16 protein-coding genes and 4 tRNA genes are annotated in these 17,608 nt (G+C 49.6%); 18 read left to right on the top strand and 2 right to left on the bottom strand.

Features of this window, described 5'->3' with window-relative positions; translation table 11 throughout:
* Nucleotides 1–27: 27 nt before the first annotated feature.
* Complete coding sequence (locus AADW57_RS01235) at nucleotides 28–1,395, bottom strand: diguanylate cyclase (protein WP_341668251.1); 1,368 nt, start codon at nucleotides 1,393–1,395, stop codon at nucleotides 28–30.
* 626 nt (nucleotides 1,396–2,021) lie between these two features.
* Between AADW57_RS01235 and AADW57_RS01240 the strand changes: the two genes are divergently transcribed.
* Nucleotides 2,022–2,462: a nucleoside deaminase gene (locus tag AADW57_RS01240; protein WP_341668252.1), complete on the top strand. Its 441-nt coding sequence runs from the start codon at nucleotides 2,022–2,024 to the stop codon at nucleotides 2,460–2,462.
* A gap of 825 nt (nucleotides 2,463–3,287) precedes the next feature.
* Nucleotides 3,288–4,346, top strand: a complete 1,059-nt coding sequence (locus AADW57_RS01245; protein WP_341668253.1) for a metallophosphoesterase — start codon at nucleotides 3,288–3,290, stop codon at nucleotides 4,344–4,346.
* Nucleotides 4,347–5,572: 1,226 nt separating this feature from the next.
* Here AADW57_RS01245 and AADW57_RS01250 read toward each other — a convergent pair.
* Nucleotides 5,573–6,742: a methionine aminotransferase gene (locus tag AADW57_RS01250; protein WP_341668254.1), complete on the bottom strand. Its 1,170-nt coding sequence runs from the start codon at nucleotides 6,740–6,742 to the stop codon at nucleotides 5,573–5,575.
* A gap of 287 nt (nucleotides 6,743–7,029) precedes the next feature.
* On the opposite strand from AADW57_RS01250, the gene AADW57_RS01255 reads away from it, so the two are divergent.
* The 16 genes from AADW57_RS01255 to rplL all read left to right on the top strand — a co-directional run bounded on the left by AADW57_RS01255 (nucleotide 7,030) and on the right by rplL (nucleotide 17,449).
* Nucleotides 7,030–7,236 carry a cold-shock protein gene (locus AADW57_RS01255; RefSeq protein ID WP_341668255.1) on the top strand — a complete coding sequence of 69 codons (207 nt, stop codon included), beginning with the start codon at nucleotides 7,030–7,032 and terminating at the stop codon, nucleotides 7,234–7,236.
* Between the two features lie 587 nt (nucleotides 7,237–7,823).
* Nucleotides 7,824–9,740: a tRNA uridine-5-carboxymethylaminomethyl(34) synthesis enzyme MnmG gene (mnmG, locus tag AADW57_RS01260; protein ID WP_341668256.1), complete on the top strand. Its 1,917-nt coding sequence runs from the start codon at nucleotides 7,824–7,826 to the stop codon at nucleotides 9,738–9,740.
* Nucleotides 9,737–10,411, top strand: coding sequence for a 16S rRNA (guanine(527)-N(7))-methyltransferase RsmG (gene rsmG / locus AADW57_RS01265; RefSeq protein ID WP_445819163.1), 675 nt, complete (start codon nucleotides 9,737–9,739; stop codon nucleotides 10,409–10,411). Before mnmG ends, rsmG begins: the two co-directional genes overlap by 4 nt.
* Nucleotides 10,408–11,223 (top strand): ParA family protein, encoded by an 816-nt coding sequence (locus AADW57_RS01270; protein WP_341668257.1) that lies wholly within the window; start codon nucleotides 10,408–10,410, stop codon nucleotides 11,221–11,223. The genes rsmG and AADW57_RS01270 overlap by 4 nt, the downstream gene beginning before the upstream one ends.
* 29 nt (nucleotides 11,224–11,252) lie before the next feature.
* Nucleotides 11,253–12,191, top strand: a complete 939-nt coding sequence (locus AADW57_RS01275) for a ParB/RepB/Spo0J family partition protein (RefSeq protein ID WP_341668258.1) — start codon at nucleotides 11,253–11,255, stop codon at nucleotides 12,189–12,191.
* 131 nt (nucleotides 12,192–12,322) lie between these two features.
* Nucleotides 12,323–12,409, top strand: a tRNA-Tyr gene (locus AADW57_RS01280).
* A 59-nt stretch (nucleotides 12,410–12,468) separates the two neighbouring features.
* Nucleotides 12,469–12,542 (top strand) — tRNA-Gly (locus tag AADW57_RS01285).
* A 38-nt stretch (nucleotides 12,543–12,580) separates the two neighbouring features.
* A tRNA-Thr gene (locus AADW57_RS01290) sits at nucleotides 12,581–12,655 on the top strand.
* Nucleotides 12,656–12,699: 44 nt separating this feature from the next.
* Complete coding sequence (tuf, locus tag AADW57_RS01295) at nucleotides 12,700–13,887, top strand: elongation factor Tu (protein ID WP_341668259.1); 1,188 nt, start codon at nucleotides 12,700–12,702, stop codon at nucleotides 13,885–13,887.
* Between the two features lie 105 nt (nucleotides 13,888–13,992).
* Nucleotides 13,993–14,068, top strand: a tRNA-Trp gene (locus tag AADW57_RS01300).
* Nucleotides 14,069–14,114: 46 nt separating this feature from the next.
* Nucleotides 14,115–14,495 carry a preprotein translocase subunit SecE gene (gene secE, locus AADW57_RS01305; protein WP_341668260.1) on the top strand — a complete coding sequence of 127 codons (381 nt, stop codon included), beginning with the start codon at nucleotides 14,115–14,117 and terminating at the stop codon, nucleotides 14,493–14,495.
* Nucleotides 14,496–14,504: 9 nt separating this feature from the next.
* The gene (gene nusG / locus AADW57_RS01310; RefSeq protein ID WP_341668261.1) at nucleotides 14,505–15,038 is read left to right on the top strand and encodes a transcription termination/antitermination protein NusG; all 534 of its coding nucleotides are present in this window, start codon (nucleotides 14,505–14,507) and stop codon (nucleotides 15,036–15,038) included.
* A gap of 66 nt (nucleotides 15,039–15,104) precedes the next feature.
* Nucleotides 15,105–15,539, top strand: a complete 435-nt coding sequence (rplK, locus tag AADW57_RS01315) for a 50S ribosomal protein L11 (RefSeq protein WP_341668262.1) — start codon at nucleotides 15,105–15,107, stop codon at nucleotides 15,537–15,539.
* A 3-nt stretch (nucleotides 15,540–15,542) separates the two neighbouring features.
* The gene (gene rplA / locus AADW57_RS01320; RefSeq protein ID WP_341668263.1) at nucleotides 15,543–16,238 is read left to right on the top strand and encodes a 50S ribosomal protein L1; all 696 of its coding nucleotides are present in this window, start codon (nucleotides 15,543–15,545) and stop codon (nucleotides 16,236–16,238) included.
* A 232-nt stretch (nucleotides 16,239–16,470) separates the two neighbouring features.
* Nucleotides 16,471–16,995: a 50S ribosomal protein L10 gene (gene rplJ, locus AADW57_RS01325; protein ID WP_341668264.1), complete on the top strand. Its 525-nt coding sequence runs from the start codon at nucleotides 16,471–16,473 to the stop codon at nucleotides 16,993–16,995.
* Nucleotides 16,996–17,074: 79 nt separating this feature from the next.
* A complete protein-coding gene (rplL, locus tag AADW57_RS01330) occupies nucleotides 17,075–17,449 on the top strand; it encodes a 50S ribosomal protein L7/L12 (RefSeq protein WP_341668265.1) in 375 nt (124 codons plus the stop codon).
* Nucleotides 17,450–17,608 lie beyond the last annotated feature (159 nt).

Below are 17,608 nucleotides of genomic sequence, written 5' to 3' on the forward strand. Positions count from 1 at the left end.
AAGCCCACAAAATGCTGAGCAATGCCGCTAGACAAACACAACGCGGTCGCGTCCTTCTTCCTTGGCCTGATACAAGGCACGGTCGACACGCCGCAACGTGCGTTCGTAATCGGGGTGGCCATCGTACAAAGCGATGCCGACACTGGCGGTAATTCCCAGTGTTTGACCATCGGAAACCCTGAATGTTTCAGCATGAATACGCAAACGCAAATTACGTGCGGCGCGCATTGCCCCTTCAGCGTCAACATCGACCAGCAACAACAAGAACTCTTCGCCCCCCAACCTAAAGACATAATCGCCGGCGCGCGCGCTATTGCTTAGCAATTCAGCAAACTGCTGTAAAACCCGGTCTCCGGCATCGTGCCCATAGGTATCGTTGACACGTTTGAAGTAATCGATATCCACGCCCAGCAAAGCAAATCGTGATCCCCGCTGTTGGGCATAAGCGACTTCGCGGCTTAACACCACCGGCAAATACTTACGGCTCAGCAAACGCGTCAACACATCACGTCCGGACTCAAGCTCGTTCTGCTGCTCAAACAAGCGTTCCAGATGCAAACCTATCGCACGGGTCTTGGCACGCAACTCATGCAGCTGACGAACTTGTCCTTGTGGATCAAGCGGATCGAACTCGGGCATCAACTCCGTGTCGATCAAGCGCATCAAGGCAAGAATTTCTCGGCTCTCGACTGTCCCTTGAAAAGCATGTGCCCCCTTATGCTTGAACCAGACCCCAAAGTCCGAATCTCCGATCCGCGGCAAAGGAGACTGATTACCGTTGACGGCCATGGCAAACATCAGTTGATTTTCCCAATCCAACAAAGCAGCCCGCTGCCGCCCTCGTTCGGCCGCCGCGTTTTGCACAATGGCAAACAAGCGATAAGACTCTTCGGCACGAGATTTGCGCTCTCGGGAATTTGCATACGCGTGGCTCATGATTTCCATGGCCAGATCAATAAAATCCTGAACGTAGTTATAGCAATCCCAAGCCTGGTCAGCACCGATCTCCGGTGATTCAAACAAGTAGCGGGCATAGCGCCCCTTGAGCAATCGTGCGCCACGCAATACCAGGTAAACCGGCAACCCAACCCGGGCATGCACTTCACCCACCTGATTCTGCAACTTCACCTGTTCTTGCATATCGCTGTCGATATCGACCGAAAACAACTGCACAAGCCAATTACGCAACGAACGATGCAACCGGGTCTGAACCTGTTCATGCGACAGGTACACCTGGGCAGCCGGATGGGTCAGCATATGGGTATAAAAGTGCGTAGCCAATTCATCCTGGTGATCCAGGGTGATAGCCAACACCTGGGCGCGAACGGCCAGCGGCACCTGCTGCAGCAAGGCATGCCAATCCTGGGCAGATTCTTCGATATTCGGTTGTGGCATGAAATACAGGGGGAAGGATAGTCGCTAAGGCGTCAACAATGAATACAGCATATCCCAGGCACATGACATTCAGAACCCAGACTCAAGCCTCTGAAGCAATCTGCAAGAATAAGTGCCTTCATGCCGAACCTTCGCAGTTTATCTCAAAAAACACAGTGAACTGAATGGTACAGGCCTGGCACCACCTAGGACAGCAACACGGCTAGCCGCCTGTCCATTGGCTTGCCATATATCAGACAATGTACCAATTTCATTTTATATGCCAGCTAATTATTAATATATCAAGTACAAACTTCTCTCTATGGCGGCCTTGATACATCCCAGTAGACTGAATCCCTGCCTCCATTTTCAGCCTGAAAACAGCCGTCCACCGCCACTATGTTCCCCAGAAAATACATGCATGACAGGGTGTCGAAGCACGCCAACACGCGCTACCATCACCAAAAAGGCTGCCCTGTGCCCGCACAAGACACCCAATACTCGGGCATATACAGGGGCACCTTTGCCAGTTTCTACTTGGCTGTCCCACCCCACATCCTGCGCCAAGAAACATCACATCGGCCTATAACCCGATTGCCCAGCGCTTATTTTTCAGTACAAGGCCGTCTCTGTATCTGGAGAACATCATGAAACACCACTATCTACAACTAGCCCTCGACCAAGCCCGACTTTCTGTTGCCCAGGGCGGCATGCCATTTGGTGCTGTACTGGTGGTGGATGGAGTCATTGCATCCCAAGCGCATAACCGGCAGCTACAAGACCAGAATTATTTTGCCCATGCAGAAATCAATTGCTTGCAGCAATACATGCAGCAGCCATTTCGTCCAGAACAAGACGTACTCTTGGTCAGCACGGAAGCCCCTTGTCCCATGTGCGCCGGCGCGCTCCAAATAGCGGGCATACGCCGCTTACTAGTAGGCGAAACTCACCATTATCAAGGAGCCCTGGACTGGTTGCAAAAAGCTGGTATGCACATTGAAATCATGAATGATCAAGGCTGTATCGATCTGGTCACCAAATTTCGTCATCAATACCCGGAGCGTTGGAACACATTTAGTGCGGGTTAATTATTATTTATTAAAAAAGCCATTGCAAATTAGCAGTGGCTTTTTTTTATTCATTAAAAAAAACCCTTAAGTAATAAAAATTTATATTTTTTTCTAAAAATAATTATTAATTAAAAAATAGAGATTAAATAATATTTTGATGATTTAAAGTATGTGAAACAGAATATCTATTGAATTTTTGGATAAACATAGAGAATAAAATCTGTTCAAACTAAAATTCATGAAAAACAAACCATGCGCAATGAATGACAAAACCCAGGGTTTGTTAACGAAGAAAATATCACATACGCAATAAAACTAAAAAGAAAACTTATCCACAATAAATAAGAAAACAGTAATCCACAAACTTATTAACAGATTAGTTTATTCCAGATATGGAAATATGCGTTTTTTGAAAAAAAAGATTGTATAAAAAAGTGGATAATTTGTGGAAAGTATAGCAGCAAAATACTAATAAACCAGTGCCATATTTTCCATATAAAGAAAACACGTATCTGGCGCTGATGGCACTGGCTGTGCAACTAGAAATCCGCGCTGATCTTGCCGCTCAAACCCCTTTTGAGCTTAGCGATGCTCTGTGGACAAGCCCTAGAAGACGGGCTTGTGCACCACATGTGGATAGAACGGGGATAAGTGCGCTATCTTGTCATCAGGCTGATTTTGTCCAGTTTTGATCCACTGCTAAATTTGCCGTCATGCACATCAGTCAATCAGGCTTAAGTTCATGATAAACAAGGTATAAATAGAATTGCTCTACTTATCCACAGACACCCATTATCCATTATTAGTTTTATATATAGTTATTGTTAAACAAAGAGTACAGTCATGGCTACCCATCTTGTACAGACCCTGCCTTCAGCACCTTTAGACATTATTGGAGACGTACACGGAGAACTGCAGGCATTGCATCGATTACTAAAAAATCTTGGTTATCAAGAAGATGGAAGCCATAAAGACTCCCGCATTCTTGTCTTTGTCGGTGATTATTGTGATCGAGGACCTGATAGCCCTGGCACAATAGAATATGTTAAGTACTTGATAAATAACAATAAAGCGTTTGGAATACTCGGAAATCACGAGATCAATCTGCTGATTAATGATGCTAAAGACGGTTCCGGATGGTTTTTTGACCAACGTTTTGAGACAGATCTACCGTTTTACGCACCTTTTCAACGTATAGATCCAGACAAAAAAGAAAATATACGCCTATTTTTATCAACATTACCTTTGGTTTTAGAAAACAGAGAACTTCGTATCGTGCATGCAGCGTGGAATACAGAAGCTATCAATAGAATAAGAAAGGTAGAAACAAAAAATATGCTGGACTTTTTCTTTGATTGCGATAAAAAAGCAAATATATTCGCAAAAGAAACCGGAATATTGAGCAAATATCTGGAAGAAAAACAAATATGGAAAGAAAAAATAGAAGACCCAAATGCAGATGTTCCTTTATTACAGGCATATGCGAACTACGATTTAGTTCAAAGTCAGTTTAATCCGATTCGTTTATTAACATCAGGAACGGAAGAAACAGCGAAAGAGCCATTTTTTGCAGGAAACCGTTGGCGATTTTCAGATAGAACCGCTTGGTGGAATCATTATCAAGAATCTATTCCCGTTATTTTTGGGCATTATTGGCGACAGCTAAACACTTATGGAACGCAGAATCTATCTAAATATTCCTTATTATTCAAAGAGATAGATCCATTCGAGTGGCATGGTGCCGGCCGGAATGTATTTTGTGTCGATTTTTCGGTTGGTGCTCGATGGCGAGAAAGGCGACAAGATCTGATGCTAGATTCCACTCGTTTTCATCTCGCAGCGTTCCGATGGCCAGAGCAGATACTGTTCACGGACACAGGGTTGCAGCAAAAAATTCGCTGATATTCATCCTTCTGCATGCTGTTACAATTTTTTTATCTGTGGATAAGCTCTAGGACGAGGATTGTGAACAGTGTGTGGATTGAATAGGCACAAGTCAGTACTACAGAGAAGTCCCTAAAAGTTGTACCTGCTTCATCCACGTACAATCCGCTAAGCTATCCCCTTACATTTTCAACGCTAACAGATTGTTTTATATAGAAAAATAAGGGTTATTCCACTTATCAACAAGCCTCCATCCACTAATTCTAATAAAAGATTTAAGTGCTTGTTATAAAAGATAAGTTAGCTCCAAGCGCAGAGTAGATCCCACCCTTTGCATGCCAAATGTTCTGGACTAAGATGCTCAACATTGCTCGAACAGGTCTTGATCTGCCCAAGCTGTTTTATGCGGTTTTTGCATGAGGCATTTAACGCTCACAGTGGCTGAAAATATTTTTTCACCAGTGCCTGCCGCTCAAGACGGGGTTAAGCAGGGAAGTTGGCTTTGATGCTGACGCACTGATGCAGCCATTTTATTTTTTACGGACCAAGCATGAGTAAATCTCAAGTTATGGATTGAGAAGTGTTAGCTGATGGCCTGCCTATGTTCCGGCAGTAAAAACCTGGTGCTTCTTGATAAAGCACATCGCTCGAATTGAAGAAGCTGTCCCCCGGCTTTTGATATTGATCTGTCGACTTGTCCACAAACAGAAGCGGTCTGTTGTTTCCAGGCACTTGTCAAGCTTCTCTTGCGCGCTGGTAGCTTGATCACTGTGTTTTACAACAGATCTGGTTGATTGATTACTTTGCTATTTTTTTTGTAAGTTGCTGTTTTTACTTTGTTTTTTATTTTTCTTTGAGTGTATGAATACGCCTTAAAGGCCTGTTTTATGGCCAGCAAAAGCATGAGATTGTTGTACACGTAAGTGGATGCTTTTCTATGGAAAGAGCGGCCTACTGGTAAAAAAATCAGGGTTGCCCCCAAAGTTATCAACAGGGAAGGAATGCGATAGGGGGAATCGCAGCTCGACACAGGGCCTGTTTTGTTTGCTGGTTGCTGTGGTTTGTGGTGCAAAGGGCAGGGTTTGTGGTGCGCAGAAAGGAGAGTGTCGTGTTGTTGTGTCCTTGCTGTTTGACTCGAGAGTGCTCGTCAGAGCCTGCCTGGTCGATTTATCCACAATTTTTGAGCCACTACCTCAGGTCGAAAAAAAACCGCCCTAAGGCGGTTTGCTAAGCGCTACAGCGGATCAAACATTGGCTAGACGTTGTAAAGCTTCATCCAACGTGTTTTTTTGCTTGGCAAAGCAGAGTCGAATCAATTTGTGATTGGATGCGGGATGCTCGGGGTTCTGATAGAAGGCGGAAACAGGAATCGTGCCAACACCGTGAGCACGCGTCAGCCATTTAGAAAACTCCAGTTCTGACTCGTTGGAAATGCCGTCATAACTGGCGAGAAGGAAAAAAGTGCCTTCGCTGGGCAAAGGCGTAAAACGTGTGTGTTTCAAGCCTTGCAGCAGGTAGTCGCGTTTTTCCTGATAAAAGGCAGGCAGCGTCTCCCAGGTAGAGGGATCTTGCATGTAGGTGGCTAGACCTGCTTGCAAAGGGGTGGGAACGGTAAACACCATGTATTGATGGATTTTTCGGATTTCAGTCATCAATACAGCGGGTGCGCAACAGTAGCCAACTTTCCATCCTGTGGCATGGAATGTTTTGCCAAACGAAGACACGATAATGGCCCGTTCTACCAGGGAAGGACGGGTTGCCAGGCTCAAGTGCGCTTGTTGATCGAATGTCAGATGTTCGTAGACTTCATCGGACAAAATCAAAAGAGGGTATTTGGCGATCAGCTGTTCCAAAGCATCCAAGTCTTGAGGGCGTAAGTTGGAGCAGGTTGGATTGTGAGGAAAATTGATAACCAGCATGCGGGTTCGGGACGTAATACTTGCCTCTACCAGGTCCCAATCTACTCGATAGTATGGATGGTTTTGGGTTGGTGGCGTCATTGGAACCGGAACAGCTTTTCCTCCGGCCAGCTCAATAGCTGGAACATAAAGATCGTAGAACGGCTCGATCACAATGACTTCATCGCCTGCATGGACAAAGGCGAGAAAGCTGGCCATCAAGGCTTCGCTGGCACCACTGCTGACGGTAATTTCGGTATCGCAATTGTAGTGATGGCCATAGCGTTGCAGAGTCTTGCTTGCAATGCGCTCTCGTAACGCGGCATGGCCTGGCATGGGGGGGTATTGATTCAAGCCTTGCAGCATCGCTTGATGTACAGCCTCTATCAGCTTTGGGTCTGGATTAAAGTCGGGAAAACCTTGTCCTAGATTGATGGCATTGTGCTCTGATGCCAGTTTGCTCATTACCGTAAATATCGTAGTGCCGACAGCGGGTAGCTTGGATTGGATCTGCATGAATATTAACGCTTGAATAAAATAAAATTGGCACCGGCCCTTTTAGGTCAGTAGGGCTGGAGGCGATGATTGCAACGTGTTTTTCTGATGGAAAAAGTACCATACAACTCAGAACTTTAAGTTGTTAAGGCCATGCCTTTCTGATGTGTGTTCATCAGGCGCAGTAAATAGCTGGTATACCTCTAGCTGGCTGTTTTTCGCTACGTTCACTGACTACTTTGTATATTCATCGTGGTTATGACCAGGTTCTTTGTGTATTTTTTGTTTTTTCAGGATTCAGTCAAACTATGGTTCAAACAGGTAAAGTCAAATGGTTCAATGCCGAGAAAGGTTTTGGTTTTATTGTTCCTGACTCCGGTTCAAGCGATATATTTGTGCATTTTTCTGCGATAGAAGGACGTGGCTTCCGGTCCTTGAACGAAGGACAGCTTGTCGAGTTTGAGCTTAAGGAAGGCCCCAAAGGGATGCAGGCAGCCAATATTCGACCTGTGTAATATCGTATAGTTATTCGTAAATTGCGTTTTTAAGCCGGCTGTGCCGGCTTTTTTGTTGCTGTCTTTCTGTCCGACTACGCGTTAAGGAAAGTGTCGTCGGGGTCTAAAAAAAGATCGTCAGCTTGTCGTCGTTCCTTGTCGGCAAGGCCTAGGAGCTAAAGAGGCAATCATTCCCCAGTGCGCTGTTATCCACAATTTTTCGTCCTCTAGGATTCAGCGCTTTAATGTTGTGGACTGATACGGTACAGAACACCGAAGTACGTTGGTTTTAGTGTCTCTGCCGCTATTTTTCTGGTTCATGCGGTCTTGCCTGATGTCAGACCCGAAGTCAGTCTTGAGTGCCTCCCCCAGAAACTTCGGCCTGATTGCAGGCCATCGAGCCTGTATTCTCCACAAAGTTATCCACAGATATTTTTTGGGTGGATGTTTTGTTCCACGTGGAACAAATCGAGATTCAATTTTGTTTCACGTGGAACATGCCGGTTTCGTGGTCGTATAATTGACGGTATGCAGCTTGTGCAGAGCATTGTGCTGCAAAGAATACGGCTCACCCGGTCAGAATCCCTTTACTTTATCGCTGGTTAGACATGAATTATCCCGAGAAATTTGACGTTATCGTCATAGGCGGCGGACATGCTGGTACCGAAGCAGCGCTAGCGGCTGCTCGAACCGGGGTGTCAACCTTGTTGCTCACACATAATATGGACACACTGGGCCAGATGTCCTGCAATCCGTCTATAGGAGGGATTGGAAAAGGGCACTTGGTTAAAGAGGTAGACGCTTTGGGTGGAGCCATGGCATTGGCGACGGATGAGGCGGGGATTCAGTTCCGAACTTTAAACAGTTCCAAAGGGCCGGCCGTGCGAGCGACTCGAGCACAGGCTGATCGCTCTTTATATCGCAAAGCCATACGCCACCGTTTACAACATCAGAAGAATTTGATGGTTTTCCAGCAATCCGTGGAAGATTTGATTCTGGATGGGGATCAGGTCGTTGGTGCCGTGACAAAAATAGGATTGGAGTTTCGGGCTAAAGCGGTGGTGTTGACGGCAGGAACTTTTTTAAATGGTCTGGTTCATGTCGGGCTGAATAACTATTCGGCCGGTAGGGCAGGGGACCCCCCTTCAATCAGTCTGGCCCATCGGCTCCGGGAGCTAAAGCTTCCCCAAGGCCGTTTGAAAACAGGTACACCACCCCGTATCGATGCCAATACGATTGATTTTTCGCGCTTAGAGGTTCAGCCTGGAGATACAGATCCTATTCCCGTGTTTTCCTATATGGGAAATGCAGGCATGCATCCAGCGCAACTGCCATGTTGGATTACCCATACCAACGAGCGCACGCATGAAATTATTCGATCCGGTTTGGATCGTTCGCCCATGTATAGCGATCAGGGCACAATCGAGGGTATAGGTCCGCGTTATTGTCCTTCTATCGAAGACAAGATCCATCGTTTTGCGGATAAGGCCAGCCACCAAGTGTTTCTGGAACCGGAAGGTTTAAGCACGACGGAAATTTATCCGAATGGAGTCTCTACCAGTTTGCCATTCGATATTCAGCTGGCCATGGTTCGCAGTTTGCCTGGTTTGGAGAACGCCCGCATCATGCGGCCAGGCTATGCGATTGAGTACGATTATTTTGATCCACGAGCGCTGCATCCTACGTTAGAAACTAAGCAGATCCGAGGCTTGTTTTTTGCCGGTCAAATTAATGGCACTACCGGCTATGAAGAGGCTGCTGCACAAGGGCTTCTGGCCGGTGCGAATGCTGCTTTGCAGGCCCAAGGCAAAGAGCAATGGTATCCCCGTCGTAATGAGGCTTATCTTGGCGTGCTGGTTGACGATTTGATTACACGCGGGGTTACTGAGCCTTATCGCATGTTTACGTCGCGGGCAGAGTATCGCTTGAGTTTGCGAGAAGACAATGCAGATCGGCGTCTAACAGAAGTTGGTCGTGAACTTGGCTTGGTGGACGATGCGCGATGGGATCACTTCAATCGAAAACGCGACGCAGTTGCGCGTGAGATTGAACGATTGAAAAGTACATGGGTCAATCCACGGATTTTTTCGGCTGAACAGTCCTACGCATTGCTTGGTAAAGCAATCGAGCGAGAGTATTCCTTTTATGATTTGCTGAAGCGTCCAGAGGTCCATTATGGAAACCTGATGCAAGTGCAGAACGATAAAGGGGATCTGATTGCCGGTCCAGGCTTAGAAGACCCTGTATATGTGGAACAAGTCGAAATTCAAGTGAAGTATGCGGGCTATGTCGCTCGACAACAAGACGAAGTCGAACGCCAGGCTGCGTTGGAAGAGCAGAGCATTCCGGTGGATTTAGACTACGACGATATCAAAGGACTGTCTATCGAAGTTCGTCAACGATTGAAGGCGTCACGGCCGGCAACGATAGGACAGGCAGGGCGAGTGCAGGGCGTTACTCCAGCAGCTGTTTCTTTATTACTGGTTTATCTTAAACGTAAGAACAAAAATCGAAATACGGCATGAGTACAGATTTTTCTTTGCGGCTGAGTCAAGCCATGCAAGAACAAGGCTTAATTGCAGAGCCCGAAACCATACGCAAGTTGTTGACCTATATTCAGCAATTGCAACGATGGAATCGAACCTATAACCTAACGGCCCTGCGTGACCCCGATCAAATGCTGGTGCAGCACGTGTTTGATAGCTTATCGGTTGTACGACCGTTTCAAGATTTTCTAGGCAAAGAAAGGATGGATGCGGAAACGATCCGCATTGTCGATGTGGGTTCAGGGGCGGGTCTTCCTGGAGTGGTGTTGGCCACGGCATGTTCCACGTGGAACATTACTTGCATCGATGCCGTAGAAAAAAAAATGGCATTTGTACGACAAATGACGGGCGTATTGGATTTACCCAATTTGCGCGCCATGCATGTGCGGGTAGAGAGTGAACCTCCTTTACAAGCAGATATTGTGGTTTCTCGCGCCTTTTCTTCTTTGCTTGATTTTGTTAACTTGGCGGGCAGACATGTTGGTGAAGGTGGTCGCATCGCTGCCATGAAGGGAAAAGTGCCCGACGAAGAAATTGCGATGTTGCATACTCAGAGTGATTGGAAGGTCGAGCGAATTGAATCATTAACCGTACCGGAGCTAGAGGCGCAGCGTTGCCTAGTGTGGTTGGTGCAGCAAGGAAAATCATGAGTAAAACAAACGAAAAGTCGTCCGGTGCTTACATTTTTTGTATCGCTAACCAAAAAGGTGGAGTCGGAAAAACAACCACCGCTATCAACTTGGCGGCGGCTTTGGCCTTGTTGAAAAAAAAGGTATTACTAATCGACTTGGACCCTCAGGGTAACGCCACTATGGGTAGTGGTATCGATAAAAACAGCCTTTCTGGTAACTTGTATCAAGTACTGATTGGTCAAGAAACTATTTCGAACGTGAAGGTTCGTTCCGAAACAGGATGTTACGATGTATTACCGTCGAATCGGGAGCTGTCCGGTGCTGAAATAGATCTGATTCAGATGGAAGAACGAGAACAACAGCTCAAGCAAGCGCTTAGCCAGGTCGTCGCCGATTACGACTTTGTGCTGATAGACTGCCCGCCCACCTTGTCACTGTTGACGCTCAATGGACTGGCTAGCGCGCACGGGGTCATCATCCCTATGCAGTGCGAGTATTTTGCTTTGGAAGGGCTGTCCGACTTGGTCAATACCGTTAAGCGTGTCTATCGCAATATCAATACTGACCTGCAGCTTATCGGGCTGCTGCGAGTTATGTTTGATAGCCGTGTCACCTTACAGCAGCAAGTATCCGGTCAGATCGAGACCCATTTTGGCGACAAGGTGTTCAAAACCGTCATTCCGCGCAACGTACGTTTGGCCGAAGCGCCGAGCCACGGTATGCCAGGCATCGTGTACGACAAAAATTCGCGTGGAGCCAAAGCCTATTTGGACTTTGGTAAAGAGCTGCTCAAGCGGCTCAAGAAAGACTCCCGTACCGACAAGGCATAACGCATACAAGAATCAATAGGAAGGTAAGCATGGCTACTAGAAAACCCAAAGGTCTAGGTCGTGGACTGGATGCGCTGCTGGGCGCCGATGCCGGAGCGATTGCAACGATTGGGAAAGCAGCAGCGGCAGAAGAAAAAGATAAGTTGCCGTCAACGCTGTCGGTCAAGCAGCTCAAGGCGGGTGTTTACCAGCCGCGTACGCGAATGGATGAAGGCGCATTGAATGAGCTGGCCGAGTCCATCCGCACACAAGGAGTGATGCAGCCCATTTTGGTGCGGCCTTTGAGCGGCAAAGAGAAGGGCAAGTACGAAATCATTGCCGGCGAACGACGTTTTCGGGCTTCGCAGATAGCTGGGCTGACGGAAGTGCCGGTACTGGTGCGTGAAGTCGGTGATGAAAATGCGGCCATTATGGCCTTGATCGAGAATATTCAACGCGAAGATCTCAATCCTTTGGAGGAAGCGCAAGGGGTCAAGCGATTGCTTGACGAGTTCGGTTTGACGCACGAGCAGGCGGCTCAGGCAATTGGACGATCTCGATCGGCCACCAGCAATCTGCTGCGCCTGATCAACCTGGCCGAACCCGTGCAAATCATGTTGTTGGCCGGGGATATAGATATGGGGCATGCTCGCGCTTTGCTGGCGGTTGATGCCGCCCGGCAGATCATGCTGGCCAATGAAGTGATTGCACGACGTCTTTCGGTTCGTGAAACTGAAAAATTGGTTGCCAAGGCCTTGCACGAGGATGATGCTCCCGCTGCCAAACAGGCGACTCGTCCGGCGGCCGCCAGCGGCGATGTACAACGCTTCGAAAAAATCCTGTCGGACCATCTGGGAACCAAAGTAACGCTGAAGGTCGGGGCGAAGGACCGAGGGCAACTGCAAATTGCCTTTCATGGCTGGGAACATTTGAATGCATTGCTGGAAAAGCAGGGTTTGTCGGCTTTGCTAGACCATCCCGATGAGTGATTGGGGTGTTTGGTGAGCGATGGCCGGCTATGTAGCCGGCCTTTTTTATAGAAAAATAGAAATAATGCAGTTTTTTCCCGAAAAGGCTTGACGAAGTTAAAAAATACGTACATAATTCGATTTTCGCTTCGGGTGGGATGTCCGAGTGGTTAAAGGAGGCAGACTGTAAATCTGTTGGCCCTGCGCCTACGCTGGTTCGAATCCAGCTCCCACCACCAGTACTAATCTAAGGCAAGCTGGCACAGCTGCTTTAGGGCAGGGTGAAGAAAGTAATGCTGCGGGTGTAGCTCAATGGTAGAGCAGAAGCCTTCCAAGCTTAAGACGAGGGTTCGATCCCCTTCACCCGCTCCAGTTTTTATGTGTTTGGCGGTTCTCAGTCAAATGCAAATGCCCATGTGGCTCAGTGGTAGAGCACTCCCTTGGTAAGGGAGAGGTCACGCGTTCGATCCGCGTCATGGGCACCACATCTCTTTTATCTCATATCGCTTTATCCCTTCAGGAGTCTGCCATGGCTAAAGGCAAGTTTGAACGGACCAAACCGCACGTCAACGTCGGCACCATCGGTCACGTTGACCACGGTAAAACCACGCTGACCGCTGCAATCTGCACGGTTCTGGCCAAAGCATACGGCGGCGAAGCACGCGATTACTCGCAGATCGACAACGCCCCTGAAGAAAAAGCACGCGGCATCACCATCAGCACCTCGCACGTCGAGTACGAGACGCCTGCTCGCCACTACGCACACGTTGACTGCCCCGGCCACGCCGACTACGTCAAGAACATGATTACTGGTGCTGCTCAGATGGACGGCGCCATTCTGGTATGTTCCGCTGCTGACGGCCCAATGCCCCAGACGCGCGAGCACATCCTGCTGAGCCGTCAGGTTGGCGTTCCTTACATCATCGTGTTCCTGAACAAGGCCGACATGGTGGACGACGAAGAGCTGATCGAACTGGTGGAAATGGAAGTTCGCGAGCTCCTGTCCAAGTACGACTTCCCCGGCGACGATACCCCGATCATCAAGGGTTCGGCCAAGCTGGCACTGGAAGGCGACGAAGGCCCACTGGGCAGCCAAGCTGTTCTGAAGCTGGCCGAAGCGCTGGACACCTACATTCCTACGCAGCGCGCTGTTGACGGCACGTTCCTGATGCCTGTTGAAGACGTGTTCTCGATCTCGGGTCGCGGTACTGTGGTGACCGGTCGTATCGAGCGCGGCATCATCAAGGTCGGCGAAGAAATCGAAATCGTGGGCATCAAAGACACGGTCAAGACCATTTGTACCGGCGTTGAAATGTTCCGCAAGCTGCTGGATCAGGGCGAAGCTGGCGATAACGTCGGTCTGCTGCTGCGCGGCACCAAGCGTGAAGACGTCGAGCGTGGTCAGGTTCTGGCCAAGCCCGGTTCGATCAAGCCACACACCGACTTCGACGCCGAAGTGTACATTCTGTCCAAGGAAGAAGGCGGCCGTCACACTCCTTTCTTCAAGGGCTACCGTCCTCAGTTCTACTTCCGTACGACGGACGTAACCGGTACGATCGAGCTGCCAGAAGACAAGGAAATGGTTCTGCCTGGCGATAACATCTCGATGAAAGTGTCGCTGATCGCTCCTATCGCCATGGAAGAAGGTCTGCGCTTCGCTATCCGCGAAGGCGGCCGTACCGTTGGCGCTGGCGTTGTTGCCAAGATTCTGAAGTAATTGCAGTAAAAAAGTAGTAGTAATTTCAGGCGAAAAGGGTTAACATCCTTTTTTGCCTGAAAGCCAAACATAGCAAGTCTTCAAGCGCTATGCTTGTCACGGTATAGGGGTATAGCTCAATTGGCAGAGCGTCGGTCTCCAAAACCGAAGGTTGAGGGTTCGATTCCTTCTGCCCCTGCCACACACAGTCACTCGCCACCATCACGCGTGGCGTCACTTGCCGGAATATGTCGAATACCAACGTAGAAACCGTCAACCGAGGCTCCGAACGCATCAAGCTGGGCCTTGCGGTATTAGTCGTCGTCGCCGGTATCGTTGGCTACTCCGTGCTGGATGGTCAACCTGTCCTGGCTCGTGCCGGTGTATTTGTGGCCAGCCTTCTGGTGGCCGCGCTCATCGTCTGGTTCAGTGATACCGGTCGTCGACTGGTCGCTTTTGCGCGCGATTCTTACACGGAAGTGCGTCGCGTCCACTGGCCGTCCCGTAAAGAAGCAACCCAAATGACGGGAATCGTCTTTGCGTTCGTTGCTGTTATGGCGATTTTGCTGTGGCTGATCGACAAAGGGCTGGGCTGGATCATTTATGGCCTGTTGCTGGGCTGGAAATAAAGGGCGCACATGAGCAAACGCTGGTATGTGGTTCACGTTTATTCCGGCATGGAAAAAAGCGTGCACAAGGCTCTGGTGGAGCGCATCGAGCGCGCCGAACTTCAAGAAGCGTTTGGTCGCATTCTGGTTCCATCAGAAGAAGTCGTTGAAGTCAAAAACGGCAAAAAATCAATTACTGAACGGCGTATCTACCCCGGTTACGTTCTGGTCGAAATGGCCCTGACGGACGAAACCTGGCATTTGGTAAAAAGTACGCCGCGGGTCACGGGCTTTTTGGGTGGTTCCGGTAACCGTCCGGCTCCCATCTCCGAACGCGAAGTGGAAAAAATCCTGTCGCAGATGGAAGAGGGTGTGGAAAAACCCCGTCCCAAAGTTCTGTTCGAAGTGGGCGAACTGGTGCGTGTCAAAGATGGTCCGTTTGCGGATTTCAATGGCAACGTCGAAGAAGTCAACTACGAAAAAAGCAAAGTTCGCGTTACGGTCACCATTTTTGGTCGTGCCACCCCCGTCGAACTCGATTTCGATCAGGTCGAAAAGACTTGATAAATTCAACCCCCGGGAAGCCTGCTGTGTTGTGCATCAGGCGTTATCACCCGTAAGGAGCTAAGCATGGCGAAGAAAATCGTCGGCTTTATCAAGCTGCAAGTCCCAGCTGGTAAGGCAAATCCATCCCCTCCAATCGGTCCAGCGCTGGGTCAGCGCGGTCTGAACATCATGGAATTCTGCAAGGCCTTCAACGCCCAGACTCAAGGCGTCGAACCCGGTCTGCCAATTCCTGTGGTGATCACCGCCTATGCCGACAAGAGCTTCACGTTCATCATGAAGACTCCTCCGGCAACCATTCTGATCAAGAAGGCTGCTGGCATCAAATCCGGTTCCGCTCGTCCTAACGTCGACAAGGTCGGCACCCTGACACGCGCTCAAGCCGAAGAAATCGCCAAGACCAAGCAACCCGACCTGACCGCCGCTGATCTGGACGCCGCTGTGCGTACCATTGCCGGCAGCGCTCGCAGCATGGGTATCAATGTGGAAGGGGTGGTGTAAGTCATGGCCAAAATAAGCAAACGCGCAGCCGCTATTGCTGCCAAGATCGACCGCAACAAGCTGTACCCTGTGTCCGAAGCTCTGGCTCTGGTCAAGGATACCGCTACTGCCAAGTTCGACGAATCCATCGATATCGCCGTTCAACTGGGCATCGATCCTCGTAAGTCCGACCAACTGGTCCGTGGCTCCGTGGTTCTGCCTGCCGGTACTGGTAAAACGGTCCGTGTGGCTGTGTTCGCTCAAGGCGAAAAGGCCGAGGCCGCTCGTGCCGCTGGTGCTGATATCGTTGGCCTGGATGATCTGGCCGAACAGATCAAAGCCGGTCAAATGGATTTCGACGTTGTGATCGCCTCGCCCGACACCATGCGCGTGGTCGGTACGCTGGGTCAGATCCTGGGTCCTCGCGGCCTGATGCCCAACCCCAAGGTTGGTACCGTGACGCCTGACGTCGTTACTGCAGTCAAGAACGCCAAGGCCGGTCAAGTTCAGTACCGCACCGACAAGGCCGGTATCATCCACAGCACCATTGGCCGTGCTTCGTTCAATGTTGAACAGTTGCAGACCAACTTGCTGGCTCTGGTCGATGCCTTGAACAAGGCCCGTCCTGCTGCTGCCAAGGGCGTGTACCTGCGCAAGGTCGCCATCTCCTCCACCATGGGTGGCGGTGCTCGTGTTGAAATTGCATCCCTGAGCGCTTAATACAAGCGTTCATACAAAAGAACTTTGGGCTGTGATCGTGCTTATGCATGATCGCTGCTGTCAAAGACCGCTGGAGTGGTGATCGATACGTTCACCTGCTTAATACGGACCCTGTTCCGATCCAGCGTAGACGGCGCCCGTGGAAGAATTCGTCATAGAACTCGTCCAGGTGCGCCGCATTCGGTTGATGTCGGGAAGCCTTCCCGACATCGTTTGAAGGAGTGTTCACACCGTGAGTCTCAATCGTGAAGAGAAAGCGGTAGTCATCGAGGAAGTCTCTGTCCAAGTGGCAAAGGCGCAATCGATCATTATCGCCGAGTACCGTGGTCTGGACGTCGCTTCTGCTACCGTATTGCGCAAAAAAGCGCGTGAGTCTGGCGTCTACCTGCGTGTTCTGAAGAACACGTTGGTTCGTCGTTCGCTGGAAGGCTCTTCGTTCGAAGAACTGTCCAGCCAGCTCGTGGGTCCCCTGATGTACGCCATCAGCGACGATCCCGTGACTGCGGCGAAAGTGGTTGCTGATTTCGCAAAGACCAACGATAAGCTGGTCATCAAGGGCGGTTCGCTGCCCAATAGCGTTCTGAACGCCGATGGTGTCAAGGCCCTGGCCACGATGCCTTCCCGCGACGAACTGCTGGCGAAACTGCTCGGCACCATGCAAGCACCAATCGCTACTTTTGTGCGTACGCTTAACGAAGTTCCCACCAAGTTCGTTCGCGGCCTGGCGGCTGTGCGCGATCAGAAGGAAGCTGCGTAAGCAGTTTTCCTTCAGGAATCTTCGTCGTTGCGAACGACATCCAAACCTGGCATTTACCTAATATCTGGAGTTCTTAAAAATGGCTACTAAAGCTGAAATCCTTGACGCCATCGGCGCAATGTCCGTGCTCGAACTGTCCGAGCTGATCAAAGAAATGGAAGAAAAATTCGGCGTGTCGGCTGCTGCCGCTGCTGTTGCCGTGGCTGCTCCTGCCGCTGCCGGCGCTGCTGCTGCTGAAGAGCAGACCGAATTCACCGTTGTTCTGGCCGACGTCGGCGCGAACAAGGTCAGCGTGATCAAGGTCGTGCGCGAAATCACCGGTCTGGGCCTGAAAGAAGCCAAGGATCTGGTTGACGGCGCTCCTAAGCCAGTCAAAGAAGGTCTGTCCAAAGCTGACGCTGAAGACGCCAAGAAAAAGCTGGAAGAAGCTGGCGCCAAGATCGAGCTCAAGTAAGAGTATCGATTTATGCCCGGGAATGCGTTTTAAGCCTTCCCGGGCTTTTGCGTTTCCAGAAAACCCCTGATTTTTGTTGTAAAAAAGCAAGAGTCGGGTTTTTTAGAGTCGTAAACCAGGGTCGTGGTTGACGACCCGTGTAACCCTTGAGTCGGAGTG

Source organism: Alcaligenes sp. SDU_A2 (assembly GCF_038237375.1).
Lineage (GTDB): Bacteria > Pseudomonadota > Gammaproteobacteria > Burkholderiales > Burkholderiaceae_B > Alcaligenes.